This is a genomic window from Wujia sp. (assembly GCF_056872695.1).
Genome location: NZ_DBMFCD010000015.1, coordinates 1 through 26,294 on the forward strand (window position 1 = coordinate 1; position 26,294 = coordinate 26,294).

Annotated in this window: 22 protein-coding genes and 1 riboswitch; of the genes, 19 read left to right on the top strand and 3 right to left on the bottom strand. The window is 46.2% G+C overall.

The genetic code is table 11. The features are described 5' to 3' along the window. Positions 1-143 precede the first annotated feature (143 nt). Together ACZQK9_RS11980 and ACZQK9_RS11985 are read right to left on the bottom strand one after the other, a co-directional pair. Entirely contained in the window at positions 144-290 is a 147-nt protein-coding gene (locus ACZQK9_RS11980; RefSeq protein ID WP_178017174.1) for a hypothetical protein, read from the bottom strand. A gap of 78 nt (positions 291-368) precedes the next feature. Next, the gene (locus ACZQK9_RS11985) at positions 369-788 is read right to left on the bottom strand and encodes a hypothetical protein (protein ID WP_483270718.1); all 420 of its coding nucleotides are present in this window, start codon (positions 786-788) and stop codon (positions 369-371) included. Positions 789-899: 111 nt separating this feature from the next. Between ACZQK9_RS11985 and ACZQK9_RS11990 the strand changes: the two genes are divergently transcribed. The 9 genes from ACZQK9_RS11990 (at position 900) to ACZQK9_RS12030 (ending at position 15,510) form a co-directional block, all read left to right on the top strand. Beyond that, a complete protein-coding gene (locus ACZQK9_RS11990) occupies positions 900-2,162 on the top strand; it encodes a glycerate kinase family protein (protein ID WP_483270719.1) in 1,263 nt (420 codons plus the stop codon). 155 nt (positions 2,163-2,317) lie between these two features. Further along, positions 2,318-5,383, top strand: a complete 3,066-nt coding sequence (locus ACZQK9_RS11995; protein ID WP_483270720.1) for a tetratricopeptide repeat protein — start codon at positions 2,318-2,320, stop codon at positions 5,381-5,383. Between the two features lie 86 nt (positions 5,384-5,469). After that, positions 5,470-5,685: riboswitch (cobalamin riboswitch) on the top strand. A gap of 161 nt (positions 5,686-5,846) precedes the next feature. Next, positions 5,847-6,890 (top strand): sirohydrochlorin cobaltochelatase, encoded by a 1,044-nt coding sequence (locus ACZQK9_RS12000; RefSeq protein WP_483270721.1) that lies wholly within the window; start codon positions 5,847-5,849, stop codon positions 6,888-6,890. Positions 6,891-6,917: 27 nt separating this feature from the next. Then, positions 6,918-7,838, top strand: coding sequence for a hypothetical protein (locus ACZQK9_RS12005; RefSeq protein WP_483270722.1), 921 nt, complete (start codon positions 6,918-6,920; stop codon positions 7,836-7,838). 11 nt (positions 7,839-7,849) lie between these two features. Then, positions 7,850-9,049 (top strand): ABC transporter substrate-binding protein, encoded by a 1,200-nt coding sequence (locus ACZQK9_RS12010; RefSeq protein ID WP_483270723.1) that lies wholly within the window; start codon positions 7,850-7,852, stop codon positions 9,047-9,049. 60 nt (positions 9,050-9,109) lie between these two features. Further along, a complete protein-coding gene (locus tag ACZQK9_RS12015) occupies positions 9,110-10,138 on the top strand; it encodes a FecCD family ABC transporter permease (protein WP_483270724.1) in 1,029 nt (342 codons plus the stop codon). After that, positions 10,122-11,240 (top strand): ABC transporter ATP-binding protein, encoded by a 1,119-nt coding sequence (locus tag ACZQK9_RS12020; RefSeq protein ID WP_483270725.1) that lies wholly within the window; start codon positions 10,122-10,124, stop codon positions 11,238-11,240. Before ACZQK9_RS12015 ends, ACZQK9_RS12020 begins: the two co-directional genes overlap by 17 nt. Positions 11,241-11,303: 63 nt before the next feature. Continuing rightward, entirely contained in the window at positions 11,304-12,899 is a 1,596-nt protein-coding gene (locus ACZQK9_RS12025; RefSeq protein WP_483270726.1) for a peptide chain release factor 3, read from the top strand. A gap of 79 nt (positions 12,900-12,978) precedes the next feature. Then, positions 12,979-15,510, top strand: a complete 2,532-nt coding sequence (locus ACZQK9_RS12030; RefSeq protein WP_483270727.1) for a tubulin-like doman-containing protein — start codon at positions 12,979-12,981, stop codon at positions 15,508-15,510. 190 nt (positions 15,511-15,700) lie between these two features. On the opposite strand, the gene ACZQK9_RS12035 is transcribed toward ACZQK9_RS12030, so the two are convergent. Then, positions 15,701-17,062, bottom strand: a complete 1,362-nt coding sequence (locus tag ACZQK9_RS12035; protein WP_216507224.1) for an MATE family efflux transporter — start codon at positions 17,060-17,062, stop codon at positions 15,701-15,703. Positions 17,063-17,254: 192 nt separating this feature from the next. Between ACZQK9_RS12035 and ACZQK9_RS12040 the strand changes: the two genes are divergently transcribed. The 10 genes from ACZQK9_RS12040 to thiD all read left to right on the top strand — a co-directional run bounded on the left by ACZQK9_RS12040 (position 17,255) and on the right by thiD (position 26,240). Then, complete coding sequence (locus tag ACZQK9_RS12040) at positions 17,255-17,860, top strand: ribonuclease H1 domain-containing protein (RefSeq protein ID WP_483270728.1); 606 nt, start codon at positions 17,255-17,257, stop codon at positions 17,858-17,860. Between the two features lie 54 nt (positions 17,861-17,914). Further along, a complete protein-coding gene (gene accD, locus ACZQK9_RS12045) occupies positions 17,915-18,835 on the top strand; it encodes an acetyl-CoA carboxylase, carboxyltransferase subunit beta (RefSeq protein ID WP_216507222.1) in 921 nt (306 codons plus the stop codon). Between the two features lie 2 nt (positions 18,836-18,837). Next, on the top strand, positions 18,838-19,779 hold the full coding sequence (locus ACZQK9_RS12050) for an acetyl-CoA carboxylase carboxyltransferase subunit alpha (RefSeq protein WP_177981682.1): 942 nt from the start codon (positions 18,838-18,840) through the stop codon (positions 19,777-19,779). Positions 19,780-19,826: 47 nt separating this feature from the next. Beyond that, the gene (locus tag ACZQK9_RS12055; protein WP_178017164.1) at positions 19,827-20,768 is read left to right on the top strand and encodes a beta-ketoacyl-ACP synthase III; all 942 of its coding nucleotides are present in this window, start codon (positions 19,827-19,829) and stop codon (positions 20,766-20,768) included. A 94-nt stretch (positions 20,769-20,862) separates the two neighbouring features. Then, on the top strand, positions 20,863-21,798 hold the full coding sequence (locus ACZQK9_RS12060) for a DUF561 domain-containing protein (protein ID WP_177969620.1): 936 nt from the start codon (positions 20,863-20,865) through the stop codon (positions 21,796-21,798). Positions 21,799-21,897: 99 nt separating this feature from the next. Beyond that, positions 21,898-22,842, top strand: coding sequence for an ACP S-malonyltransferase (fabD, locus tag ACZQK9_RS12065; RefSeq protein WP_216507221.1), 945 nt, complete (start codon positions 21,898-21,900; stop codon positions 22,840-22,842). A gap of 66 nt (positions 22,843-22,908) precedes the next feature. Beyond that, entirely contained in the window at positions 22,909-23,652 is a 744-nt protein-coding gene (fabG, locus tag ACZQK9_RS12070; RefSeq protein ID WP_178017162.1) for a 3-oxoacyl-[acyl-carrier-protein] reductase, read from the top strand. Between the two features lie 9 nt (positions 23,653-23,661). Beyond that, on the top strand, positions 23,662-24,900 hold the full coding sequence (fabF, locus tag ACZQK9_RS12075; protein ID WP_483270729.1) for a beta-ketoacyl-ACP synthase II: 1,239 nt from the start codon (positions 23,662-23,664) through the stop codon (positions 24,898-24,900). Between the two features lie 23 nt (positions 24,901-24,923). Further along, positions 24,924-25,352 (top strand): 3-hydroxyacyl-ACP dehydratase FabZ, encoded by a 429-nt coding sequence (gene fabZ, locus ACZQK9_RS12080; RefSeq protein ID WP_118373356.1) that lies wholly within the window; start codon positions 24,924-24,926, stop codon positions 25,350-25,352. 60 nt (positions 25,353-25,412) lie between these two features. Then, complete coding sequence (gene thiD, locus ACZQK9_RS12085) at positions 25,413-26,240, top strand: bifunctional hydroxymethylpyrimidine kinase/phosphomethylpyrimidine kinase (protein ID WP_483270730.1); 828 nt, start codon at positions 25,413-25,415, stop codon at positions 26,238-26,240. Positions 26,241-26,294: the final 54 nt, after the last annotated feature.

A 26,294-nucleotide genomic window follows, 5' to 3' on the forward strand; every position in this document is an offset into this window, starting at 1 on the left:
GAACCTACACTTTATATTATCATGGAGGTTTCTTTACTTGAAGCTAAAGCTCACTGGGAACCACCTGCATAGCAGGTGGTTTATTTTTCTGTCTATACAAGAAAATGCCGGGATGTCTGTCCCGGCATTTCGTGTTACTTTGTTTAGTTTTTACTGCTTGTATCTGCGTTGCCTGCAGCAGATGTTTCATCTGCTAGATCCTTATCCTTTCTGTGATCGACCCAGAAGCCCCAGACTCCGGCGAGAATTGCAATTGCAGCCATAATACCAACAAGAATATTCATAAACATAGATTAAGTCCTCCATTTTTCAATTTTTAAGTACGCAAAGAAAACTATGTGCATCCATAGTCCCACGTTTAGTCTTGATTAAACTGAAAAATGGTTGGATTTTTTTCCGTCCTGTGCATGGATATAGCATAGGATCTTCTGTTGACTGATAATTGTTTTCGACAGAATCGGTTCTGAAAAGATAGAATAGCGGAAGGAAGAAAGCTCCCGTGTATCTGGCAGTGCTGCGATAAACCGGACAGATGTTTCTGCCTGTGCAGGTCCCTGTTTTACTTCTTTTATATAAGAGGTTCTCGAAGCAAGGAGAAGCTCGCTTGTATTGATCTGTGTATTCGCAGAGATTGGAAGCTCGACACCGCTGACCGTCGACTGGGCGGTAGGCTTTGCCGCATCAAAAAAAGCATCTGCTTCCGTCTGGTTAAAGTACAGACCAGAGAACAGAATTATGATGGAAATAATGAAATTAAGCAATCTGCGATATGATTTTTGACAATTCATATAAGTCCCATCCTATCTTACAAATACATCCAATAATTCTGTAGTTCATCATAGCAGATATGTGATAAAATGTGAAGTAGGTAATTGCAGTTGACAGAGGGGAAAATAAATATGGTAAATTATTTTAACAAAAGTAAAAGTCAGAAAAAAATCGTTGTTGCGATGGATTCGTTCAAGGGAAGCCTTACTTCGCTGGAAGCAGGAAATGCAGTCAGAGACGGAATCTTAGAGAAGTACCTGGACTTTGATGTGCAGATCTTTCCGGTTGCAGATGGCGGCGAAGGCACGGTGGAAGCACTTACCTTCGCAAAGGAGCATGTGCAGGCAAGGACAATCTCTGTGACCGGACCGGTTGGAACGGAAGTCCAGGCATGGTACACAATCTATGGACAGGCAGGAGAAAGGACTGCAGTTTTGGAGATGGCGCAGGCAGCCGGATTACCGCTTGTTCCGGAAGAAAAAAGAAATCCGATGCATACAACGACCTATGGAGTTGGCGAGATGATTCGCGATGCCATTACATGTGGCTGTCGGAAATTTATCCTTGGAATTGGTGGAAGTGCAACAAATGATGCAGGAATCGGAATGCTGCAGGCACTTGGATTTCATTTCATGGACGAAGAGGGAAGAGAAGTCGGTTATGGCGCGGAAGGGCTGGCACACGTTCGGGCAATTACAACAGAGGATGTAATGCCGGAGCTTGCTTCGTGTACGTTCCGGATTGCATGCGATGTGACGAATCCACTGGTCGGTGCGCAGGGGTGCAGTGCCGTCTTTGCCCCACAAAAGGGTGCGGATGCGAAGATGGTACAGGAGATGGATGCGGCGATGAACCGATATGCTGATATTGTGGAAGATATGTACCGGAAAAATCCTACTCTGATGGAAAATCAGCAGACCGGTTATGATGAAGCAGGCAAGAATGTTGATAAAAACGACAGGCAGAGTCACGACAAAAAACGCATGACGCCCGGTGCAGGTGCGGCTGGAGGTCTAGGCTATGCGTGTCTGATGTTCTTACATGCAGTCTTAAAGCCGGGCATTGACATCGTATTAGATGAGATACAGATTGCGCAGGCAATCAAAAACGCAGACGCGGTTATCACCGGAGAGGGAAAATTAGACGCGCAGACGTTGATGGGGAAGACACCGATTGGCGTAGCGCGGATAGCGAAGTCGTATAAAGTGCCCGTCTATGCATTTGCAGGATGTTTCGGTGCAGATGTACAAGCGTGTATCGACAGTGGTGTATTTGCCGAGTGCTATGCGGCAAGCGCTGCCTGCACAGAGGAAGAAAAGCGGCTTGCAATGGAGAAAACGCGGGCATATGCGAATCTTAGAAATTGCGTGAGAAATAATCTGACAGGATTATAGAATCTGTAGGAAATCATTGTATTCTTATATTGCATTTGCTAAAATGAACTTGTGCATTTTTTGCACAAGTTTCTTTATGTGGGAATATCAGTCTGTGCAAATTATGCACAAACTGGATAGTGATAAAAAGCGAGAAAGGTACAAGGGCAGGGGTTATGAACATATGGACGATACTTGGAATCGGGCAGACAGACGATAAAGATGCAATCAAGCAGGCGTATCGCGAACGGTTAAAATCTGTAAATCCGGAGGAGGATGCAGATGGTTTTATGGAGCTTCGGAATGCCTACGAGGAGGCGATTGCAAGCTGTGACAGGCAGGAGGCGCTGCCGGATGATAGGGATGACGAAGATTCAGAAGGCTTACAGCCGCCACGGACGGAGCTTACCGATAAATTAGAACAACTATACAATGATTATTCGAACCGAATCCGTGTGGATGCGTGGCGAGAGCTGTTTCGTGAGGATGCATTTGTATCGCTTGACACAGAGGCAGAAGCATTAGAGGAGCTGCTTGTATTCATAATGGGTCATTACCGGATGCCGGATGCGGTGTTTCGTGAGATTGTGGACCGGTTTGATATCGCCCTGCGTAAAGATGATTTGCTGGTTAAATTTCCGGAGGATTACATTTCTTATATTCTTGGGATGGCGGCGCGGAAGCAGGACAGCTTTGCTTATGAATATCTGACCGGAGATTATACATATGCCGATGACTATATTGAGCAGTATATGAAGATTGAACGGATGGACAAGCAGGATGAGCCGACACCGGAGAACCGGGCGGCGCTCCACAAGGAATTAGAACGACTGAAAAGATTGCCGCTTACACATCCACATGGCGATGTGCTGGAGATCTATGTGCAGATGAAGGATACGCGTTTGCAGGAAAAGGATGCGGAACAGCCACTTCCAAGAGCGGAAGCGGAGGCTGTATATGAGGCGCTTTTAAGCAGGATCAATGCGAACCTTGAGCGATACCCAAAGGACGAGATGACGCAGTTTATCAAGAGCGAGATGTTGTACCGTCTGGAACGATATGAGGAGGCGAAGCAGACCGCAGAAGAGATTCTTGCGGAGAATCCGGATTATGAAGACGCACAGTATTGCTTAGGGGATATATATTATGCGATGGGGGATCTGGAGAAGGCAAAGGATATCTTCGAGGAGCTGATGCATAACAATTATGGGGATATGGCGTACCTTACCCGGCTGCAGCAGGTAAATGAAGCAATCATTGACAAATGGAAGCAGGATGTGGACAAGCATCCGGAAGATCATCAGAAAAAGTTAGATCTGGCATGGTGCTATTATCAGAATCAGCGGGAGCCGGAAGCGTTGGAGGTGTTCGATACATTTGAACCGGAGGGCGATGAGATCTTCTTCTATTGTAATGCGAAGGGCAGATGTTATCTGGCAACCGGACAGACGGAGAAGGCACTGCCATTGTTCTTAAAATGGAAGAAGGCAATTGAGGATATACAGCCGGAAGAAGGCGGCTATACAGAGGAACAGAACAAGCGCAGAAAGCGGTATCCGTATGCACATACACTGATCGCAAGCTGTTACTATAACCTGAAAGAGTACGAGAAAGCGAAGGAATATATACAGCTTCCGGTCGAGACGGAGCATGAGGAGCAGATCACCGGACTCATCCTGAATCTTCGGATTCTCTATGAACTGCAGGAGTATGGCAACTGTATGAAGGCGTGCGATGAGATGTTAGAGCATATTGATTATGAATCTATGGTCTATGAGGATGAATACTGGGCGCATTGCTACCGGGCAAAATGCTGTTATATGTTAGATTATCTGCAGGAATGCATCTATTCGGCGGAGAAGGCGATACGGATCTATCCATATGGTGTGGAGCCGTACATACAGGAGATACTGACCTTCCAGCAGGCAGAACAGTATGAGGATGCCGAAAATGTAATGGCACAGTACCGGGAGTTCCGTCCGGAGAGCGATGCGATGGATTATTATGAGGCATTAAGCCTTCGTGCACAGGAAAAATCAGAGGAAGCGTTGAAGCTTTTGGAGAAGGTGGAAGCAAATTACAAGGCGGATGAATCCGATCTGCCGAATTATGAAGATCTGTTGTTAGAGCTGGCAGATCTCTATGATGAAGCAAACCGAAATGAGGAGTCCATTGCGGTATATAAGAAGGTTGCGTCTATCAATCCGAAAAATCCAGATGTGTTTGGATATCTGGGATATATGTATCGGAAGGTTCGTGAGACGGAGCTTGCAATCAAGGCATATGAGGATCAGATTAAGGTACGGCCACATGCGGCATATTATACGAATCTAGGATTTATCTACTGGGAGCGGCGGGATTACGGGAATGCGTTAGAAAATTTCAATCAGGCACTGGCAATCGCACCGGAGCAATCAGACCGGGATATACAGAGGAAAACAGAGGTCATCCGCTTCAAATCCCGTGTTCTGCTCTGCCTGAACCGGATTACAGAAGGGTGCCAGATTCTGATGGATGCAATTCAAAAATACGGAGATGATATGGATCCGCAGCTTCGTATCGAGGCAGGTCTCGCACTCACGCGAGCAGACCGCTATCCGGAGGCAGAGCAGCTGCTGGAAAGCTATGCGGAGGAAGGCACGGATGAAAACCTGCGGTTTGACTGCGCGAGTCTTCTGATGGAGCTTGCCGGGGAAGAGGACGATACTCTGATGATGGATCAGATGTATCAGCTCGGTATAAAGTTAAAGCCGGATAATACGAGCATCTACAGCAAGTACGGCAGAGTGCTTATCATGAGTGGCAGATATGCGGAAGCGGTTGATGCATACAAAAAGGCGGTTAACTTAAATAAAACCATCAATTATTATGGGGAGCTGCTGGAAGCACTCTATCTGCAGGATGGGGAGATTAAGTCTGAGTATGCAGAGTATTTAAGTAAGGCAGTGATACCGGAGGAAGACCGGAAGGCACCGCGCGATTATATCAAGCTTGCAAGATACTGTCGGGTGATTGGTGATTATGCAGATGCAGAGAAATATTTGAAACAGGCAGTTACGATGAAGCTTTGTTCAAGCTGTGGGTATCATGGCTGTGAGGAGGGCTATTATGAGCTTGGAATCCTGTATGAGGTAATGGGCGAGCGGGAGAAGGCTATTGAAGCCTATGAGAAGGCAATCGAGGCACATGGACACTGTTATGTCTATGAGAAACGGCTGCAGGATCTGCTTAAAAATAGTTAAAAGATAGGAATAGCATAGTTTAAATATATCACGCACATGAAATTTGTACTTGTACATTTTGTGTGCGTGTGTTATTATTGCGACGAATTGAATTCATAATATACGGTGCCGTGGAGCTTTTTTGTTTTTGAAAAGCAGACATGTGTTAAAAGGGAAGCAGGTGGAAGTCCTGCACGATCTCGTCACTGTAAGCCGGGAGTATACATTTGATATCGGAAGATAACCACTGGCCGCAAGGCTGGGAAGGGGAATGTGTATGAGGATCGGTAAGTCAGGAAACCTGCCGTGTATTGGTACAGGAAGGATTTCCAGATCACGAGTAATTGGTCGTACCGTTGTAGATTAAGTTCTATGGCCCGTTACTCCGTCAGTTTGTGATTTCGCTGGCGGCTTTTTTTCTGTGCGTCTGAATCGATTCTTAACAAGTGTCTGGATAAAAAACAAAAGGAAAGAGGTACAGAAAATGAAGAAATCGAAATTAAGCGTAGCATTCCTTACAGCATGTATGGCAGCAACTCTGCTTGCAGGATGTGGAGACAAGAAGACAGAGACAACAGAGGCAACGACGGAAGCAACCACAGAGGCAGCTACAGAAGCTGCAACGACAACGGAAGCAACGGTTGCAGATGCAACTGCATCTGAGGCAGAGGACGATGAGAATTATGAGACAGGAGATGCATCATTGGATAATGTTCGTAATCAGGATGAAATCGGCGACAACGAACTGCTTGTTGTAAGCTTTGGTACAAGCTTTAACGACAGCCGTCGTCTGACGATCGGTGCAATCGAGGGTAAGCTTGATGAAGAATTCGGTAAAGATTATTCCGTCAGAAGAGGCTTTACAAGCCAGATCATCATTGATCATGTAAAGAGCAGAGATGGAATTGCCATTGATAATATGACAGAAGCGCTCGACCGCGCGGTGGATAACGGAGTCAAGAATCTTGTAATCCAGCCGACACATCTGATGAATGGTCTGGAATATACAGATGTTGTAAATGAAGTTGGCGATTATGCAGATGCATTTGATCAGGTTGTAATCGGTGATCCGCTTCTTACAAGTGATGAGGATTTCGATGAAGTTGTAAAAGCTATCACAGATGCAACAGCTGAGTATGATGATGGTGAGACAGCCATCTGCTTCATGGGACATGGTACAGAGGCAGACAGCAACGAAGTATACCAGAAGATGCAGGATAAGCTGACAGACGCCGGTTTTGAGAACTATTTCGTAGGTACGGTTGAGGCAACTCCTTCTGTGGATGATGTGCTTGCAAAGGTACAGGCAGGCGATTACAAGAAGGTTGTTCTTGAGCCTTTGATGATCGTAGCCGGTGACCATGCAAACAACGATATGGCAGGTGATGAGGAAGGTTCCTGGAAGACGACCTTCGAGGATGCGGGTTATGATGTAACATGTCTCGTTCGTGGTCTTGGTGAGCTTCCGGCAATTCAGGATATCTTTGTAAAGCATGCACAGGCAGCTATTGACAAATTAAACAAATAATAGAATAAAAAACGCGAGGAATGAATCGTGAAGAAATGGAATGTAAGTCTTGCAGCAGGCGTGGTACTTGCCTGCCTGCTTGCAGGATGCGGAAAAAATGATACAACAACACAGGAGACAACTGCCGCGACTACGACGGAAGCTGTGACAACAGAGCAGGCAACCGAAGCAGATGCACAGATTGCAACCGGTTCGGATCTGGCATCGGCAAGTGACGTGGTAGAGGATTGGATGGTTCCGATTCCGGCAGAGAATGTCGCAGATGGTGAATATGACATCGAGGTTGATTCAAGTTCTTCGATGTTCAACATTACTGCCTGCAAGCTCACGGTAGCAGACGGTAAGATGACCGCCGTTATGACAATGGGCGGAAAAGGCTATCGGTATCTGTATATGGGTACCGGGGAAGAGGCAGTTGCTGCAGATGAGTCAGAGTATATCCCATATGTAGAGGATACAGATGGTGCGCATACATTTACGGTCCCTGTGGATGCATTGGATGAGGGCATTGCTTGTGCCGCATTCAGCAACAAAAAGGAAAAATGGTATGAGCGGACGCTGGTGTTCCGTTCCGATTCACTTCCGGCTGGAGCCATAGATAATCCGGCGATAAAAACGGCAGAGGATTTAGGAATCGCCGATGGTGAATATACGGTTGAGGTAACCCTGTCCGGAGGCTCCGGTCGTGCTACGGTGGAAAGCCCGACGAAAATCAAGGTGGAAAACGGAATCGTGACTGCAACGATTATCATGAGTTCTTCAAACTATGATTATATGATTGCCGGCGAGGAGAAGTATCTGCCGGTCAATACGGAAGGAAATTCTACATTTGAGATTCCGGTTACCGGATTTGACTACAATATGCCGATTTCTGCGGATACGACTGCAATGAGTACGCCACATGAGATTGACTATACATTATATTTTGATTCTAAAACAATAAAGTAAGGGTGTTGGATTTGAGACGAGGAAGAAGAATTCTTTTTTTACTCCTGTTCGCCCTGTTGTGTACGTTCCCCTGTGCTTGTGCAACACAGGGGAATGTTGCATATACAGAGGATGCAGGACCAAAAGAGACGGTGACAGACGCATCTGCATCGGATGCAGATATCCGCTGGGATAACTTGAAAAAAGAAAATAGTATGGATTTAAGCTATGCGACACAGTTTTCTGTGGATTATTATACGGGTGGGTATAAGCTTATTTCCATTTGTGATATCGGTGATTACCTGCTTGTACCGGATGGTAAGAATATACCGGAGGGACTTCCTTCGGATATTACAGTGATTGATGGAACACCGAAGCACGCATATCTGGCTGCAACGTCCGGCATGGACTTCGTTGTGAAGATTGGACGTCTTAACGACCTTTCCTTCTCAGGCACGAAGGAAGATGGCTGGTATATCCCGGAGGCAAAGCAGGCGATGCAGGCACAGACGCTTGCCTACGCAGGCAAATACAATGCGCCGGATGTGGAGCAGATGCTTGCCGGGGATTGTGATCTTGCTATCGAGTCGACGATGATCTTGCACAATCCGGAAGTAAAGGAGCAGTTAGAGGCGTGCGGAATCCCTGTGATCGTGGAACATTCAAGCTATGAGACAGATCCGCTTGGTAGACTGGAATGGGTGAAATTCTATGGCGCATTGTTCGATGCGGAGGAAGCCGCAGAACAGTTGTTTGCATCTGAGACGGCGAAGACCGCAGACGTTCTGAACGAGGCACCGACCGGAAAGACCGTTGCATTTTTTTACGTGACGACAAACGGTGGTGTCAATGTGCGTAAGTCCGGTGATTATGTATCGAAGATGATCGAACTCGCCGGAGGAATCTGTATTACGTTCGATGACTCGGACGAGGAAAATGCACTTTCGACTATGACGATCCAGATGGAGACGTTCTATGAGAAGGCGAAGGATGCGGACTATATCATCTACAACAGTACGATCGACAGTGAGCTTACGAGTGTATCAGAACTTTTGCAGAAGAATGCACTATTTGCGGATTTCAAAGCCGTTAAGGAAGGACATGTGTACGGAACCGGAAAAAATATGTTTCAGGAGACGACCGGATATGGTACGATGATTGCGGATATGCATGCGATATTTACCGGACAGGAGATAAAGAGCGATTATTTTTATAAGCTGACAGAGGAATAAGCAGAATCATGAAATCAATGCATGGAACATGTACTATATGAATTGTAAAATGGAATACAGATGAAGACAAAAAAGACGCGAATTATAATTACATATATCGTATTATTTGCACTGCTGCTCGGTGCAATCCTGCTATCGCTTTATATCGGCAGTGTATCAATCGCCCCGCGGCAGGTATTCTCCGTATTAACCGGACATGGAACCGATGCGAAGGCGATGCAGATTATTCTTTCCATCCGTCTGCCACGCGTGCTTGCGGCAGCAATCTTAGGAGGTGCACTCGCGGTATCGGGATTTTTGCTGCAGACATTTTTTAGAAATCCGATTGCAGGTCCGTTTGTGCTCGGAATCTCTTCCGGGGCGAAGCTGGTTGTTGCACTTGCGATGATCGTAGGTGTCTCACATGGGTTTACAATGAGTTCATGGTTTATGATCGCGATGGCATTTATCGGATCGCTCCTTTCGATGCTTTTCGTATTGGCGGTATCGAAGAAGGTGCAGGAGATGTCTATGCTGGTTGTGTGTGGCGTGATGATCGGTTATATCTGTTCGGCAATCACGGATATTGCGGTAACCTTTGCAGATGATTCGAATATCGTGAATCTGCATAACTGGTCGCTTGGCAGCTTCGCCGGAATATCCATGGCGCATGTAAAGATCATGATAATCGTTGTTGGAGTGGCGGTAGCCGGTTCGTTTCTTCTATCCAAGCCAATCGGGGCATACCAGATGGGAGAAAGCTATGCGCAAAATGTCGGTGTATCGATCCGTCCGCTGCGAGTGATGCTGATTTTGTTATCCAGCTTATTATCCGCCTGTGTGACGGCATTTGCAGGACCAATCTCGTTTGTCGGAATCGCGGTGCCGCATCTTGTAAAGAGTATGGTAAAAACGACAAAGCCGGTTGTGATGATACCGGTCAGCTTTCTTGGCGGTGGCGTGTTCTGTGTGCTCTGTGATTTGTTGGCACGGACAATATTTGCACCGGTTGAGCTATCCATCAGCTCTGTGACGGCGGTCTTTTTAGCTCCGGTTGTGATCTATATGATGGTGAAGGAGAGGGGGCGAAGACATGGCTATGCACAGTGATAATGATTATATGGTTACGGAAGAGGCAAGTGTAGGATATCAGAAGCGGACACTCATAGACCATGTGAATCTCCACGTGAAAAAAGGAGAGATTCTGACTCTGATCGGACCAAACGGTGTCGGAAAATCGACAATCTTAAAAAGTATCATCCGTCAGCTTTCCCTGATTGCAGGAACGGTCAGCGTTGATGGGAAAGAACTGTCTGCCTATGCACCGAAGGAACTGGCGAAGAAGATGGCAATCGTGATGACCGAGCGGATTCACCCGGAACGATATACCTGTTATGATGTTGTGGCGACCGGCCGGTATCCGTATACCGGGAAGATGGGGATGCTGCAAAAGGAAGATGAAGAAAAAATCGAAGAAGCGATGCGGCAGGTGCAGGTCGAAGCGCTTCGGGATCAGGATTTTGAGAGAATCAGCGATGGACAGCGCCAGCGTGTGATGCTGGCAAGAGCAATCTGTCAGGAGCCGGAGATCTTGGTGTTGGATGAACCAACCTCCTATCTGGATATCCGCTATAAGACGGACTTTCTGTGGCTGCTTCGGACACTTGCGCGGAAACGGCAGATGGCAGTTGTGATGTCCCTGCATGAGATCGACCTGGCACAGAAGATCTCGGACCGTGTTGTCTGTGTGAAGGAACATCGAGTCGACCGGGTCGGAACACCGGAAGAGGTGATGACGACAGAATATATACAGGAGCTCTATGCGATGCAGGATGGCGTCTACGATGCGGCGTATGGCAGTGTTGAGTTCCCGAAGCAAAAGGGGACGGTTCAAACCTTTGTGATTGGCGGAGGCGGATATGGAATCCCGCTTTACCGGAAGCTGCAGCGACAGGGCATTCCGTGTGCGGCAGGGATTATACCTGTACATGACCGGGACTATCCGGTTGCGAAGGCACTCTGTGCGAAGGTACTGGAAATCCCGGCCTATACAATGCCGGAGGATACGATGCTGGCACAGGCGAAAGCGTTGATCGATGCCTGTGAGACGGTGTATTGTCCGTGTACGGAGTTTGGTGTGTGCAATTCATACAATCAGGAGCTGTATTTTTATGCAAAAAAACAAAATAAGTTGAAAAATCTTTCAGATTAGACTTTGAAAGCCATCTCTAAAATGCTATAATAGCATGAAGTGAGTTTAAAGGTGGAGGAACAGATGGGAGCATCATTAGAAGAAGAGATTAAGAAGAGAAGAACATTTGCAATCATATCCCACCCGGATGCCGGTAAGACTACCCTGACAGAGAAGTTTTTGCTCTATGGTGGCGTGATCAACACAGCTGGTTCGGTAAAGGGAAAAGCAAATTCCAAATATGCGGTTTCCGATTGGATGGAGATCGAGAAGGAGAGAGGTATTTCTGTTACCTCTTCCGTGTTACAGTTTAATTATGACGGATATTGTATCAATATTCTGGATACGCCGGGACATCAGGATTTCTCGGAGGATACCTATCGTACTTTGATGGCGGCAGATTCCGCGGTCATGGTGATTGATGCATCAAAAGGTGTGGAGGCGCAGACAATCAAGCTGTTCAAGGTTTGTGTGATGCGTCATATCCCGATTTTTACATTTATCAATAAGATGGATCTTGAATCAAGAGATTCATTTGAGCTATTAGATGAGATTGAGAATGTCCTCGGAATCCGGACATGCCCGATCAACTGGCCGATCGGTGCCGGAAAGCGTTTTAAGGGCGTTTACGACCGGGATACAAAGAAAGTATCGATGTTTCAGGCAGTGTCTGTCGGTGGTGCGAAGTCGGCGGCAGAAACTGATTATGATGTAACGGATCCGGCGCTAAAAGATGCCGTTGGTGATGAGCTTTATGCGCAGCTGATGGATGAAATCGAGCTTCTGGATGGCGCAAGCGATGAGTTTGATCAGGAGCAGGTGGATAAAGGAGAGTTATCTCCGGTGTTTTTCGGTTCCGCACTGACAACATTCGGTGTGCAGACATTTCTGGAGCATTTCCTGAAGATGACACAGAGTCCGCTTCCGCGTATGTCGGATGCAGGTCTGATCGACCCGGTTACAGAGCCATTTTCCGGTTTTGTGTTCAAGATTCAGGCGAACATGAACAAGGCGCATCACGATCGTATCGCATTTATGCGGATCAGCTCCGGTAAGTTTGATGCAACCAAGGAAGTCTATCATGTGCAGAGTGGCAGAAAGCTCCGCTTATCCCAGCCACAGCAGATCATGGCACAGGATCGTAAGGTTATTGATGAGGCGTATGCAGGTGACGTCATCGGTGTATTCGATCCGGGTATTTTCTCTATCGGAGATACGTTATGTACGCCGGGAAAGAAATTCCAGTACGAGGGAATCCCGACCTTCGCACCGGAACATTTCTGCAGACTGGTGCACTTGGATTCGATGAAACGTAAGCAGTTTATCAAGGGTGTTACACAGATTGCACAGGAAGGTGCAATCCAGATGTTCCAGGATTATACACTTGGAATGTCCGAGATTATTGTCGGCGTGGTTGGTGTGCTGCAGTTTGATGTATTGAAGTACAGACTGGAAAATGAATATGGATGTGACATCCGCTTAGAGCCGCTTCCATATAATTATATCCGATGGGTAAAGGATCCTTCTACGGATCTGAATAAGCTGTCAAGAATCAGCGACTGCAAGAAGGTCAAGGATATGAAGGACAATCCACTTTTGCTGTTTGCAAATGAATGGTCTATCCGCCTGATGCTGGAGCATAACGAGGGACTGGAATTAGAAGAATTCCGCAAGAACTAGAGAATCAATGAATTGTGAATCCGGGGTTTAAAGTTGTATCAATATTGGGAGAAGCGTTGATATAAAAGGAGAAGGTAACATGATTTTAATTGACACACAAAAAGAGGAATTTACAAAGTTAAAAGACATTCGTATCTTCGAGAAACTGGATAACGAGCAGCGCTACAACGGCGATCTGCTTGTGATCGGACTTGGAGGCATGGGCAGTCAGGTTGTCTGCGATATGAAGGGGATGCTGATGGGAGAGATTACACCGGACGATAACATCCAATATCTGATGGTGGATTCCGATATCCCGGCGATGGAGAATATGATTGAGGCAAGCCGGGATGGTATCGGTCTGAATGCAACGGAGATTATCAGTATCTATCGCCCGAATCTGGAAAATCTTCTGGTCAAAGGCATCAAGGAGAATCCGGTGCATCCGAATCTTGCGAATTGGATGCGTGAGGACTTCCCACAGATCAACATTGATACGGATGGAGCCAAGGGCAACCGTCAGATTGGACGATTGATGTTTTCCAATGCATATGAGGATATGCGTGTTCTGCTGTTTGATAAGCTTGAGGAGGCACATACCCGTTCGAAGTCAGGCAAGCTCGATATCATTATCGTGTCGGGCGTCGCCGGCGGTACAAGTGGTGGTATCCTGACAGATCTTACCTATAATATCCGGGCTTATATCCGTTCCAAGAAATGGAATGGTGTCCGCGTCGGAGCCTGTCTGCTGATGCCAGATGTGCTTTACAGCAAACGGGAGATCGTATCGAATCCGGATCTGCTCGCAAATTTGAATGCAAATGGCTATGCAACACTGAAAGAAGTCGATTATTATATGCGGCTTACAAGTAAGGACAAAGACGAACGCTATACATTTGAAAGCACGACACACAAACTTACGATCCGTGAGAATATATTTGATGCCTGTCTGCTTATATCCGGAAAGAAGGATGAACAGGGATATATTCCGGATGGGGTTATCTATAGTGATGTAGCGTATTTCCTGACAAAGCTTGCATCAGTGAAACATGTCGGACAAGGCGAGGATGGTGCAAAGGGCAAGCTATTGCGTGATGTATTTTTCGATGGGGAAGACCGCGGCTATTACAAGATTATCAACGAATCCGATTATAAGATTCCAATCAGGCAGATCGAGAATATCTGTGAGTATGAGATTTTTGTTGAGGCGTATAAAAAGCTGCATGAGCTTGCAGAGGATGATCCGCAGGCGAAGGAGTCAAGACAGAAGGTGTTTGGTGAACTTGATGCTTTCCTGTCTGGACAACCGGGGGATGAGATCAAGCTTTCGGTGAATGGAATTATTCCGATCAGGCAGTTTGAGAAACCGATTTATAAAATGATCAAGAAAAATCAGGATGGCCTGCGCGAGAATATGGGACGTCAGCTTGCATCCATGAAAGATCGTATTCCAATTATGATCAAGTCTCTGAAGAATCATGTACTTGATACGTTAAATGCGGAACTCGAGTGGTTTATGCAGAAGAAAGGCCCATATGCGGTGATGGATATTATCGGCTGTGGCGGTATTGGAAGCAGTGAGAAAGACCGTGGCATGATTGCGGATATCGAACGGCTTTCCGGACTTATGAAACAGTACCAGCCAACCGGAGAGTTCAGTCGTATCATTGAGTCAATCAAGGATATCGTTGCGAAACGATTCTTCACATTCCCGTCGGCAAAGCGTGAGACAGAGAACGGATATTATGATGCATGTGTCAAAGAATGTCTGACTCTGCAGCGGAATATGCTGATTGATGGAATGAACGATCAAGATATGTTCGGCGATATTGTGCGTTTTCTCCGTGCGAAGGCAGAGCGGCTCGAAGAGTTGTATGCACAGTTTAATGAGGACTTAAAGAATGCGGTGGAGGATCTCGCAGCAAACGGAAAGCGGATTACCGGATTCTTATTGAAGGATGCAAAGCAGCAGGAGTATCTGCCGTCAGATTATATCACACAGGATCGTGTGGATGAGTTGTACAAGGGTATTGTTAAGCTGCTCGCGGACAATGAATCCAATATTGATAATGGACGTATCGTACCTGTAAAACAGGAGATGGAACGTGTCTATAAGAATATTCTGATCGGTGTCGGTATGTATGCACCGGAGAAGATGATCTCGGTTGCGTTTGCGGATAAGCGCCCGACTTTGGCTGAGCTTAATATGATGTTTGTGTCTCCGACAAATGAGACGCGTGCCGAGATCATGGATCGGGCTGCGAAGGCATTTGTCGAAGGTGCCAGTGAGAAGACCGCAAAGAAGAAGCTGTGTATCTTAAAGCCGGGATTTAAAGTGAATATTACAAATCATAAGTATATTTCCCTTCCGGCGATCATGCCGTTCTTCAGTGAGGCGGTAACGAAGCTTCTGACAGCACCACCGTATAAGGAAGACCGTAACAATATCTCTCTGAATACCGGTGATGTGGCAATTTCCGTAGACGATATGTACATCGGAGTTCCACTTTCGATGATGGCTTGTATCGACGATATGCGGAAGGCGTATGAGGTAGTTCCGGACAGTTATCTGGGATTACATATCGATGAAGTAAATAAAGATATGAAGGCAGAGTTCCCGGGTGTTGCATAGACATAGAATAGATGCATGGATATAGAAATTGAAGAGTCCGTTTTGCAAAAACTGTAACGGGAACAGGGATCTTCGGATAAATAAAAAGGATGCTGTAATTTGTAAGGAATTGCAGCATCCTTTTTGCTTAAATGTATGTGGTTTGTATGTCTGTAAATGGATTATCCTGTTGTTTTGCTATTGTGTTTAGTTATTGTATAGAAGCCTTACTCTTTGGAAAATATTTCCTGCACGTAATCACAAACAGGATAATCGCAAGTGCGGTTGCAAGGTAATCCGTGACCGGCTGCGCCAATGCAAGCAGTCTGGCGGAATCCGTCGTTGCGTTGATGATAAACAGGATTGGCAAGTATAAAAGTCCCTGCCGGCTGATCGACAAAATCAGTGAAGGGAGTGCGGCACCTGTGGACTGGATTGCGTTGATAAATACAAATAATTGTCCAAGGATCGGACCGGATAGAATGTAAATACGGGAAAACCGGAATCCAAAATCGTATGCGTCTGCATCTTCCAAAAAGGCGCTGACCAATCCGTCAGCACCAAAGTAACAGACACAGGTCATGATTGCACTTAATATAAAAGCAAGTAAAATGGAAAATTTCAATACGGCAAAATACCGTTTCCGGTTTCTGGCACCGAAGCAGTAGCCAAGGAGTGGCTGGATTCCGGTACCAAGTCCGATCAACAGCATGACAACGATCATGTTAACCTTCATGGCGACACCGAGTCCAGCAACTGCCATGTCTCCATAGTGAGCCATCAGATTATTGATGAAGATATTGCTGACACTCATAAGCACGCTGTTCAGTGATGCCGGGATACCGATGGCAAATACGGAACTTGCAATTTTGTCCCCTGCTTTGTAATCCTGTAATCGAATCGACAACTGTGATTTATTTGATAGAAGATGCGATACATAAAAGACCGCGGATAAAATATTTCCGATGACGGTTGCAATCGCGGCACCGGCAACATTCCAGCCGAGAAGCAAGATCATGACCGGATCTAAGATTACATTTGCCATATTTCCGATGATCATACCGGACATTGCAGTTTTTGCCCGTCCTTCGGAACGGATGATGTTGCTGAATGCGTTACTTATGATCAGAAACGGAATTCCGATGGCGACGATCCGGAGATATTGTGTTGCATATTCTACCGTATCTGCACTTGCGCCGATTGCTTTACAGACAGGTTCGGCAAAAATCACAATCAGGATCATGGATATAATTCCGACAGCCAGACCGGTCCAGAAGCAGAAGGCAGAGGCATGCTTTGCACGTGCTTCCTGACCTTCTCCAAGCATGCGGGAGATAAAGGATGTTCCGCCGATACCAAACAACATGCCGACAGCCATGAATAATAAGAAAGCAGGCGTTGCTACAGACACAGCAGCTACCATCAGTGCATTTTTTGTTTGTCCGATAAAAAACGTGTCAGCGAGATTGTAGATCAAAACCATGATCATGCTTATGATCGAGGGGATGACATTACTTAACACGGCTTTTGGAACCGGGGCATCCCTGAAAATTTCAGTTGTATTCGATTGCATAAATCGTTCTCCTTATCTTTGTGATTATTTTTCAGTCAAATAAATATGTTAACATATGGTAAAACGAGATTCAATGGAAAGATGGTATTTGTGCATTTTTTTTCGTGCAAAGTAAAAAATGTGTGCATTTATTATGAAAATGTACTATAATGTAAAAGATTGTGAATAACGATAGGTCAGAAAGGCAATTAAATGGTAAAGAAATTTTATGCTGTGAAAAGAGGTGTTCGACCGGGAGTATATGAGACGTGGTCTGCCTGCGAACCGCTTGTGAAAGGGTTTCCGGGAGCAATATACAAGAGCTTTCCGACGAGACAGGAGGCAGAGGCATTTGTGGGCATAGAAAGTGTGACGGAAGAATCAAAGCATATCGATGAGAATATGGTATATGCGTTCGTGGATGGTTCTTACAACAATGCCACACAGGTATATGGATATGGTGGATTCCTGATGGATCATGGCAAGCGGTATGTCCTGCAGGGACATGGTGATGATCCGGAGATGGCATCCATGCGTAACGTAGCAGGTGAGATACTGGGCGCGATGGCGGCAGTGAAGCTTGCAGTGGAAAAAGAATTACCAGATTTGGCGATTTATTATGATTATCTTGGGATCGAGATGTGGGCAACCGGAGGCTGGAAGCGGAACAAGACCGGAACGATTGCGTATTATGAGTATATGCAGCAGGTACGGGACAAGATCCGTGTTACATTTATAAAGGTAAAGGGGCATTCCGGTGTGGAAGGAAATGAAGAGGCAGACCGCCTTGCGAAGGAGGCAGTCGGAATCACCGGATAGTGTGTGCGAGAGGTTAAATAAAGATAAAAAGATAAAGAAAAGTGGAGATGAAAGATGAAATTTCAGGTGAGTAATTTATTTCGGAAGAAAGAGGAATCAGTGGAAAATAATGCGGTTGGGACAGAGACACAGGTAGCAGAAGAAGCATCGAAAACAGAAGCTGAGGCTGCACCGGAGCAGACAGCAGTTACTGCAGAGGAAGAAGTAACGGTGTGTCCAAAGTGTAAGCAGGAATTCAAGAAGTCTGCGATCAAGGACAACTACAATGTATGTATCGCATGTGGATATCATTATGTGGTTTCCGCAGAGAAGCGTGTGCGGCTGTTGGTAGATCCGGGCACGTTTAAGCCGCTTCGCTGTAAAGTGGCATTTTCCAATCCGTTAGACATGCCGGAGTATGAGGAGAAAATCGAGCGTCTGCAGGAAAAGACAGGACTTGAAGAGGCAGTCTATACCGGCGTTGGTAAGATTGATGGAAACGAAGCAGTCATCGCTGTCATGAGCAGCAAGTTTCTGATGGGAAGTATGGGTATGGCTGTCGGTGAGAAGGTTACCAATGCAGTGGAATACGCGGACAAAAAACATCTTCCGCTTATTATATTTACTGCAAGTGGTGGGGCCCGTATGCAGGAGGGCATTTTATCCCTGATGCAGATGGCGAAGACGAGTGCGGCAATCGAGAAGTTCAGTGAACATGGTGGGTTATATATTTCCTATCTGACACATCCGACGACCGGTGGCGTAACTGCCAGCTTCGCAACATTAGGAGATATTACACTGGCAGAACCGGATGCTTTGATCGGATTTGCCGGACCGCGTGTAATCGAGCAGACGATCGGTCAGAAGCTTCCGGATGGATTCCAACGTTCGGAGTTCCAGATGGCACATGGATTTGTAGATCAGATTGTGCCGAGAGATAAGATGCGGGAAGTCATCTCCCATATTTTACGTTTGCATGCGAAGAAAGGAAGATAATCATGATTAAAGAGATAGATGAGAGAATTGCGGAAATCGATAAAGAAATCGAAGAGATCATGTCAAGTGATCTGGTAGATGAGGCAAAGGTTTATGTCCTGAAGCGGGAACGTCATGATCTGATACATATGTGTAAGAACCTGAACAGCCATGACAAGGTATATCTGGCACGTCACAAGAAACGTCCGAAGATCACGGAGTATGTCGATGCAATCTTTGATGATTTCTTCGAGCAAAAAGGGGATGCACTTGGCAAGGAGGATGCAAGTATCTATGGAGGTATTGCAACCTATCATGGAATCCCTGTGACGGTCATCGGACATCGTAAGGGAAATGATCTTGCAGAGAATATGAAATGTAATTTCGGTATGCCGGGACCGGAAGGGTACCGCAAGGCACTGCGTCTGATGAAACAGGCAGAGAAGTTTGGCAGACCGATCATTACATTTATCGATACACCGGGTGCGTATCCGGGATTAGAAGCAGAGAACAATGGACAGGGTAGTGCCATTGCAGTAAATCTTGCGAAGATGAGTGCACTGAAGGTGCCGGTAATCGCAGTTGTAACCGGAGAGGGAAGCTCCGGCGGGGCGCTTGCCATCGGTGTGGCAAACAGTGTGTTGATGCTTGAAAATGCGGTGTATTCCATTCTTTCCCCGGAAGGTTATGCTTCGATTCTGTGGAAAGATTCTTCGCGGAGCGAGGAAGCAGCGGAGATGATGAAGCTTACTGCACAGGATCTGAAAGAGTTCGGCGTAATCGATGATATCATTCCGGAGCCAATCGGCGGTGCACATCTGAATCATAAGGTTGTATTCAAGGCAACTGATCGTGCAATCAAGAAAGAGCTTGACAAATACATCAAGATGAACCCGGATGAAGTTGCGAAGCATCGTTATAAGAAATTCAGAACGATCGACAATAAATATCTGCATGTAATCTAAGAGAAATCTGCAGAAAGAGAGTGACAGAGAGTAAGAGGAAAGATGAGATGAAAGAAGGCTTACATATTGTAGGTATGGGACATTATGCCCCGGAACACGTAGTGACAAATGATGATTTAAGTAAGATTGTAGATACAAATGATGAGTGGATCTCCAGCCGTACCGGTATTCGCAGAAGACATTTTATTACCGAAGAGAAGAATCAGGATATGGCGATTGCTGCTGCAAAGATGGCAATCGAGGATGCAGGCATTGACAAGTCTGAGATCGGTGTTGTGATTGTAGCGACGATTCGTCCGGATCATATGACACCTTCGATGGCATGTATGGTACAAAAGGAATTAGAACTTCCACAGGATATTCCTTGTTTTGATATCAATGCAGCATGCTCGGGATTTATGTATGGTGTACAGATTGCAAGAGGTATGTTGCTTCAGAGTGACAAGAAATATGGCGTGGTTATCGGTAGTGAGACCTTATCCAAGATTCTTGATATGAATGACAGAAGTACTTGTATTCTGTTTGGAGATGGTGCGGGTGCTGCCGTTGTTGAGCTTTCGGATACACACCGGTATTTCGGAATTCTTGGCGCAAAGGGGGATGATTCTGTCCTTGAGTGCAGCAACGAGGATTTACAGCCTCGTCATGTCAGTATGCTTGGAAGTGAAGTATTTAAGTTTGCAGTCAGCACAGTTCCAAAGACCGTCATGCAGCTTTTAGATAAGGCTGGTGTGACAGCGGATGATATTGATCTGTATGTCTGTCATCAGGCGAATAAGCGTATCATTGAGTCTGTGGCAAAGAAATGTAAACAGAGCATGGACAAGTTCTATATCAATCTGGATGAGTATGGAAATACAAGTTCTGCAAGTATTCCAATCGCACTTTCCGAGATGAACCAGAAGGGCATGATCAAGCCGGGCATGAAGATGATCTGCGTAGGATTTGGCGGCGGTCTTACCTGGGGCGGTGCGTATCTGGAATTTTGATAAAATTTGTTTCAGATCAATTATAGAAGGTACTGTGCTTATGCGTAGCACAATTATGAAATAGAAAATTGGGCATAGTGTGAGGAGGATAAAGATGAGATTAAATGAATTTCTTGGAATCAAGTATCCGATTATTCAGGGTGGAATGGCGAACATCGCACTTGGCGAGTTTGCGGCCGCTGTCAGCAATGCCGGTGGACTCGGACTGATTGCATCCGGTGGATTTGACGCAGAGCGTATCCGTGAGGAGATTAAGAAGTGCCGTGCTTTGACAGATAAGCCGTTCGGTGTAAATCTGATGCTGATGAATCCGGATGTCGACAATATCGCGAAGATGCTGGTCGAGGAGAAGGTAGATGTGATCACAACCGGAGCCGGAAGTCCGGAGAAATATGTGGCGGACTGGAAAGCGGTTGGCACAAAGGTGATTCCGGTTGTCAGCGGTGTGGCTCTTGCAAAGCGTATGGAGCGTATGGGTGTAGATGCCCTGATCGCGGAAGGCGGCGAGAGTGGCGGACATGTTGGTGAGATGACAACAATGACACTTGTACCGATGGTTGTTGATGCAGTCAATATCCCGGTTATCGCAGCTGGTGGTATCGCAGATGGCAGAGGTATGGTTGCTGCATTTGCACTTGGCGCAATCGGCGTACAGATCGGAACTGTATTACTTGCCAGTGAAGAGTGCCCGATTCATATCAATTATAAAGAGGCAGTTATCAAGGCGAAGGATAATGGTACAGCGGTGACCGGAAGATCCAGTGGTGCTCCGGTACGTGTGATCAAAAACCAGATGGCGCGTGAATATCTGAAGATGGAAGGCAAGGGCGTTCCAAGAGAAGAGTTAGAGCAGCTTACTCTTGGTTCTCTCCGTAAGGCTGTCTTAGATGGCGATACAAAGAATGGTTCCCTGATGGCTGGTCAGGTGTGCGGTCTTGTAAAGGAGATCAAGCCGGTAGCTGAGATTCTGAAGGGATTGTACGAGGATTCTCTTGCAGAGCTTGCAAAGCTTGCAAAGGAGGGAATCTAATAAAAATATGAAAAGAGGGACAAATGTTATGTCCCGCACGATCTTATAAAATATGAATCTGAATTAGTCAGAATTGTGAAAGATAAGCAGGAGGAAATTATGAAAATCGGTTTTTTATATGCTGGCCAGGGTGCACAACATGTTGGAATGGGAAAAGATCTCTATGAGGCATATCCGGAGTTCCGCGAAGTATTTGACAATGTAAAGCTGGATTTTGATGTGAAGGAGTGTTGTTTTGATGGTCCAATTGAGAAGCTTGGACAGACAAGATACACGCAGCCATGTATGGTAGCCTTTGCGGTTGGCGTGACAAAGATTCTGGAAGCAAAGGGCATCGTACCGGAGATTGCAGCCGGACTTTCGCTTGGTGAGTATTCTGCACTCTATGCGGCAGGTGTATTCGAGGAACAGCAGGTAATCGATCTTGTTGCATACCGTGGTAAAGCGATGGAAGAGGCAGTTACCGGTAGAGACACCGGTATGATCGCTGTTATGAGTCTCGACCGTGAGACTATTAAGGCATGCTGCAAGCAGGCTGAGGATGAATTTGCAGACAGCGAGTTCCATATCGCTGAGGTTGCAAACTATAACACACCGGTTCAGGTAACTGTATCCGGTGATACACCGGTTATCACAAGAGCCGGAGAGCTGATGATGGAGAAGGGTGCAAGAAGAATTGTGCCTGTCGCAGTCAGCGGACCATTCCATACATCCTTGATGAAGCCGGCGGGGGATAAGCTTGCGGAGCGTTTTAAGAACGAGCATTTCGGAGAGATGAAGTTCCCGGTACTGTTCAATGCAACCGGTAAGGAGCTTGCAGCAGATAAGACAATTCCTCAGATGCTTGAGACACAGGTACAGAGCAGTGTATATTTTGAGGATTCTATTAAGTATATGATTGAGCAGGGTGTCGACACTTTCATCGAGGTTGGTCCGGGAAAGACACTTTCCGGATTCGTGAAGAAGATCGACCGCAGTTTTGCTACGTATTCTGTAGAAGATATTGATTCATTAAATGCGGTGCTTGAAGCACTTGGGAAATAAGCGGTACGCGGATATACGTGCAGGTTATTGTACTTCGCGTAGTGGTAATAAAAGATGGAGGAATCTATGACATTAGAGAATAAAACAGCCATTGTCACAGGCGGCAGCCGTGGAATCGGACGTGCAATCTGTGTTGCACTTGCACAGGCAGGTGCCAATGTCGTAACTTGTTATGCACATGGCGCAGCCGGTGCCGAAGAGACAGTAAAGTTGTGTGAGACCTATGGTGTAAAGGCATCTGCGATTCAGGCGGATGTTGCAAAAAATGAAGATGTGCAGGCACTTGTAGCAAAGGTAAAGGAAGAATATGGAAGTATTGATATCTTAGTGAACAATGCAGGTATCACGAAGGATAATCTGATGCTGAAGATGACAGAGGAAGATTTCGAGCAGGTCATTGATACGAACTTAAAGGGTGCATTTTTGTGCATCAAGCATGTATCGAAGATTATGCTCAAGCAGAAGCGCGGACATATCATCAACATCAGCAGCGTGGTCGGTGTCCGTGGAAATGCCGGACAGGTCAACTACGCATCCAGCAAGGCAGGACTGATTGGTATGACAAAATCTGTTGCGAAGGAGATCGGTTCCCGTGGCATCACCGTAAATGCGGTGGCACCGGGATTTATTGAGACAGATATGACAGCAAATCTGCCGGAGGCTGTTGTGGAAGAGAACTTAAAGAGTATTCCGATGAAGAAGCTTGGCAAGGTAGAAGATGTTGCAAATCTTGTCCGGTTTTTAGCAAGTGATGATGCAAGTTATATTACCGGTCAGGTCATCTGTGTAGATGGCGGTATGGCAATGTAGGAGGGAAAAATGAGCAGAAGAGTTGTGATTACAGGTTTAGGAACTGTAAACCCTTTGGGAAATAACGTAGAGACCACATGGGAAAATGTAAAAAAAGGTGTCTGCGGAATTGATGAGATTACAAGAATTGATACGACAAACCATGCAGTGAAGCTTGCCGGAGAGGTAAAGAATCTGGATGTAACAGCCGTAATCGACAAGAAGGATGCCAGACGTATGGACCGTTATGCGCAGTACGCTGTTGTTGCGGCGGATGAGGCATTCAAGCAGAGTGGACTGGATATGGAGAAGGAAGATGCGGAACGCTGTGGAGTCATCTTCTCCAGCGGTATCGGCGGCATGGAAGTCACAGAGAAAAACTACCAGACTGGTGAGAGACGTGGTTTCGACAAGATCTCCCCATTCTATATTCCGATGACAATCGCGAACATGGGTGCCGGAAATATCGCAATCCGTTTTGGATTTAAAGGTATCTGTACTTGCGTTGTAACTGCCTGTGCATCCGGCAATAATGCAGTTGGTGACAGCTTCCATTATATTCGTGATGGATATGCAGATGTCATGATCTGTGGCGGTTCTGAGGCAGCAATCACGGATATGGCAATCGGTGGATTTACAGCGATGCAGGCATTGAATACAACAACGGATAAGAATCGTGCTTCGATTCCATTTGATAAGGAGCGTGCCGGATTCGTCATGGGTGAAGGTGCCGGTGCCCTTGTATTAGAAGAGTATGAGCATGCGAAGGCGCGTGGTGCGGAAATCCTCGGCGAGGTTGTCGGATACGGTGCGACTTGTGATGCATACCATATCACAGCACCATGTCCGGATGGAGCAGGCGGAGCAGCGTGTATGGCAATGGCAGTAAAGGATGCAGGAATCAAGCCGGAGCAGGTTGGCTATATCAATGCACATGGTACATCCACACACTTAAATGATGCAGGTGAGACAATGGCAATCAAGACAACATTTGGTGAGCATGCATATAAGCTGATGGTAAGCTCTACAAAGTCTATGACCGGACATCTGCTTGGCGGTAGTGGCGCGGTAGAAGCGGTTATCACAACACTTGCATTGCATGATGGATTTATTCCTGCAACGATTAACTATCAGGTGCCGGATGAAGAATGTGATCTGGATATCGTTCCAAATGAAGGCAGAAATGTACAGGTAGAATATGCACTTTCAAACTCTCTTGGATTTGGTGGACATAACGCAAGTATTCTGCTGAAGAAGTTTGAGACGTAGATTGCAGGACAAAGGAGAAGAAGATGGAATTAAATTCAAATCAGATACAGGAGATTTTGCCACATCGTTATCCGTTCCAGTTAGTTGACCGAATTACAGATTTTGAACCGGGCAAATGGGCGAAGGGTGTGAAATGCGTATCCGTGAATGAGATGCAGTTTCTGGGACATTTTCCAACACAGCATGTCATGCCTGGCGTACTTGTGATCGAGGCACTTGCGCAGGTTGGTGCGATTGCGATTTTGTCCGAGGAAGAACACAAAGGAAAGACTGCATTTTTCGGTGGTATCAAGAATGCAAGATTCAAGAAACAGATCACGCCGGGCGATGTAATCGAGATGGAATGTGAGATTATAGACCAGAAGGGACCGATCGGTTCCGGAAAGGCTGTCGCAAAGGTAGATGGAAAAGTTGCAGTGACGGCAGAACTTACATTTGTCGTAGGCGCATAAATCGTGTATAATAATAGGGCTGTCGTAGACAGCTCTATTTTTTAAGGAGTAATATAATAGATGGATGAAAAGAAATTAACCAATCGGAGCCTTGCGCCAGTGCTTTCTATTGCTGGTTCGGATAGCTCCGGTGGTGCGGGGATACAGGCAGATTTAAAGACGATGCTTGCAAATGACTGCTATGGTATGTCAGCCATCACAGCGCTGACTGCGCAAAACACGATGGGAGTTACCGGTATTATGGATGTGACACCGAAATTTCTGCGGAAGCAGATTGACGCAGTGTTTTTGGATATTCCGCCGAAAGCTGTGAAGATTGGTATGGTATCCGATAAAGCCCTGATAAAAACGATTGCAGAAGCATTGAATGATTGGCATGCGGAAAATATAGTTGTGGATCCGGTGATGGTTGCGACAAGCGGAAGCAGATTGTTAAAGGAAGATGCGATTTCCTGTCTGACGGAGATGCTTCTTCCGCTTGCGACACTGATTACGCCGAATATCCCGGAAGCAGAGCTGCTTACCGGAATGACCATTCAGTCTAAAGCGGATATGGAACAGGCGGGAAGATGCCTGTATGACAGATTTCATTCCCAGGTGCTGATTAAGGGCGGACATGCAGTTGAGGATGCCAGTGATGTGTTAGTTGGAACCGAAGTGGTCTGGTTCCACGGTTCACGCATCGACAATCCGAATACACATGGAACCGGATGTACTTTATCCTCTGCAATAGCGTGTGGACTGGCAAAAGGATATTCGGTTGCGCAGAGTATCAGCTATGCCAAAAGTTATCTTAGTGGCGCACTTTCGTCAGGTCTTGATCTCGGCAGAGGGAGTGGACCAATCGACCATGGATGGCAGATACAGGAAAACGTCAGATCTTTATAACGATTTTTACGGGAAAATGGCGTGAGAGTAAAAGAGAAAAGTCAGGTAAAAATC

Coding starts and splice junctions, on each gene's coding strand:
- ACZQK9_RS11980 (WP_178017174.1), bottom strand. CDS start 290: ATGTTTATGAATATTCTTGTTGGTATTATGGCTGCAATTGCAATTCTC.
- ACZQK9_RS11985 (WP_483270718.1), bottom strand. CDS start 788: ATGAATTGTCAAAAATCATATCGCAGATTGCTTAATTTCATTATTTCC.
- ACZQK9_RS11990 (WP_483270719.1), top strand. CDS start 900: ATGGTAAATTATTTTAACAAAAGTAAAAGTCAGAAAAAAATCGTTGTT.
- ACZQK9_RS11995 (WP_483270720.1), top strand. CDS start 2,318: ATGAACATATGGACGATACTTGGAATCGGGCAGACAGACGATAAAGAT.
- ACZQK9_RS12000 (WP_483270721.1), top strand. CDS start 5,847: ATGAAGAAATCGAAATTAAGCGTAGCATTCCTTACAGCATGTATGGCA.
- ACZQK9_RS12015 (WP_483270724.1), top strand. CDS start 9,110: ATGAAGACAAAAAAGACGCGAATTATAATTACATATATCGTATTATTT.
- ACZQK9_RS12020 (WP_483270725.1), top strand. CDS start 10,122: ATGGCTATGCACAGTGATAATGATTATATGGTTACGGAAGAGGCAAGT.
- ACZQK9_RS12025 (WP_483270726.1), top strand. CDS start 11,304: ATGGGAGCATCATTAGAAGAAGAGATTAAGAAGAGAAGAACATTTGCA.
- ACZQK9_RS12030 (WP_483270727.1), top strand. CDS start 12,979: ATGATTTTAATTGACACACAAAAAGAGGAATTTACAAAGTTAAAAGAC.
- ACZQK9_RS12035 (WP_216507224.1), bottom strand. CDS start 17,062: ATGCAATCGAATACAACTGAAATTTTCAGGGATGCCCCGGTTCCAAAA.
- ACZQK9_RS12040 (WP_483270728.1), top strand. CDS start 17,255: ATGGTAAAGAAATTTTATGCTGTGAAAAGAGGTGTTCGACCGGGAGTA.
- accD (WP_216507222.1), top strand. CDS start 17,915: ATGAAATTTCAGGTGAGTAATTTATTTCGGAAGAAAGAGGAATCAGTG.
- ACZQK9_RS12050 (WP_177981682.1), top strand. CDS start 18,838: ATGATTAAAGAGATAGATGAGAGAATTGCGGAAATCGATAAAGAAATC.
- ACZQK9_RS12055 (WP_178017164.1), top strand. CDS start 19,827: ATGAAAGAAGGCTTACATATTGTAGGTATGGGACATTATGCCCCGGAA.
- ACZQK9_RS12060 (WP_177969620.1), top strand. CDS start 20,863: ATGAGATTAAATGAATTTCTTGGAATCAAGTATCCGATTATTCAGGGT.
- fabD (WP_216507221.1), top strand. CDS start 21,898: ATGAAAATCGGTTTTTTATATGCTGGCCAGGGTGCACAACATGTTGGA.
- fabG (WP_178017162.1), top strand. CDS start 22,909: ATGACATTAGAGAATAAAACAGCCATTGTCACAGGCGGCAGCCGTGGA.
- fabF (WP_483270729.1), top strand. CDS start 23,662: ATGAGCAGAAGAGTTGTGATTACAGGTTTAGGAACTGTAAACCCTTTG.
- fabZ (WP_118373356.1), top strand. CDS start 24,924: ATGGAATTAAATTCAAATCAGATACAGGAGATTTTGCCACATCGTTAT.
- thiD (WP_483270730.1), top strand. CDS start 25,413: ATGGATGAAAAGAAATTAACCAATCGGAGCCTTGCGCCAGTGCTTTCT.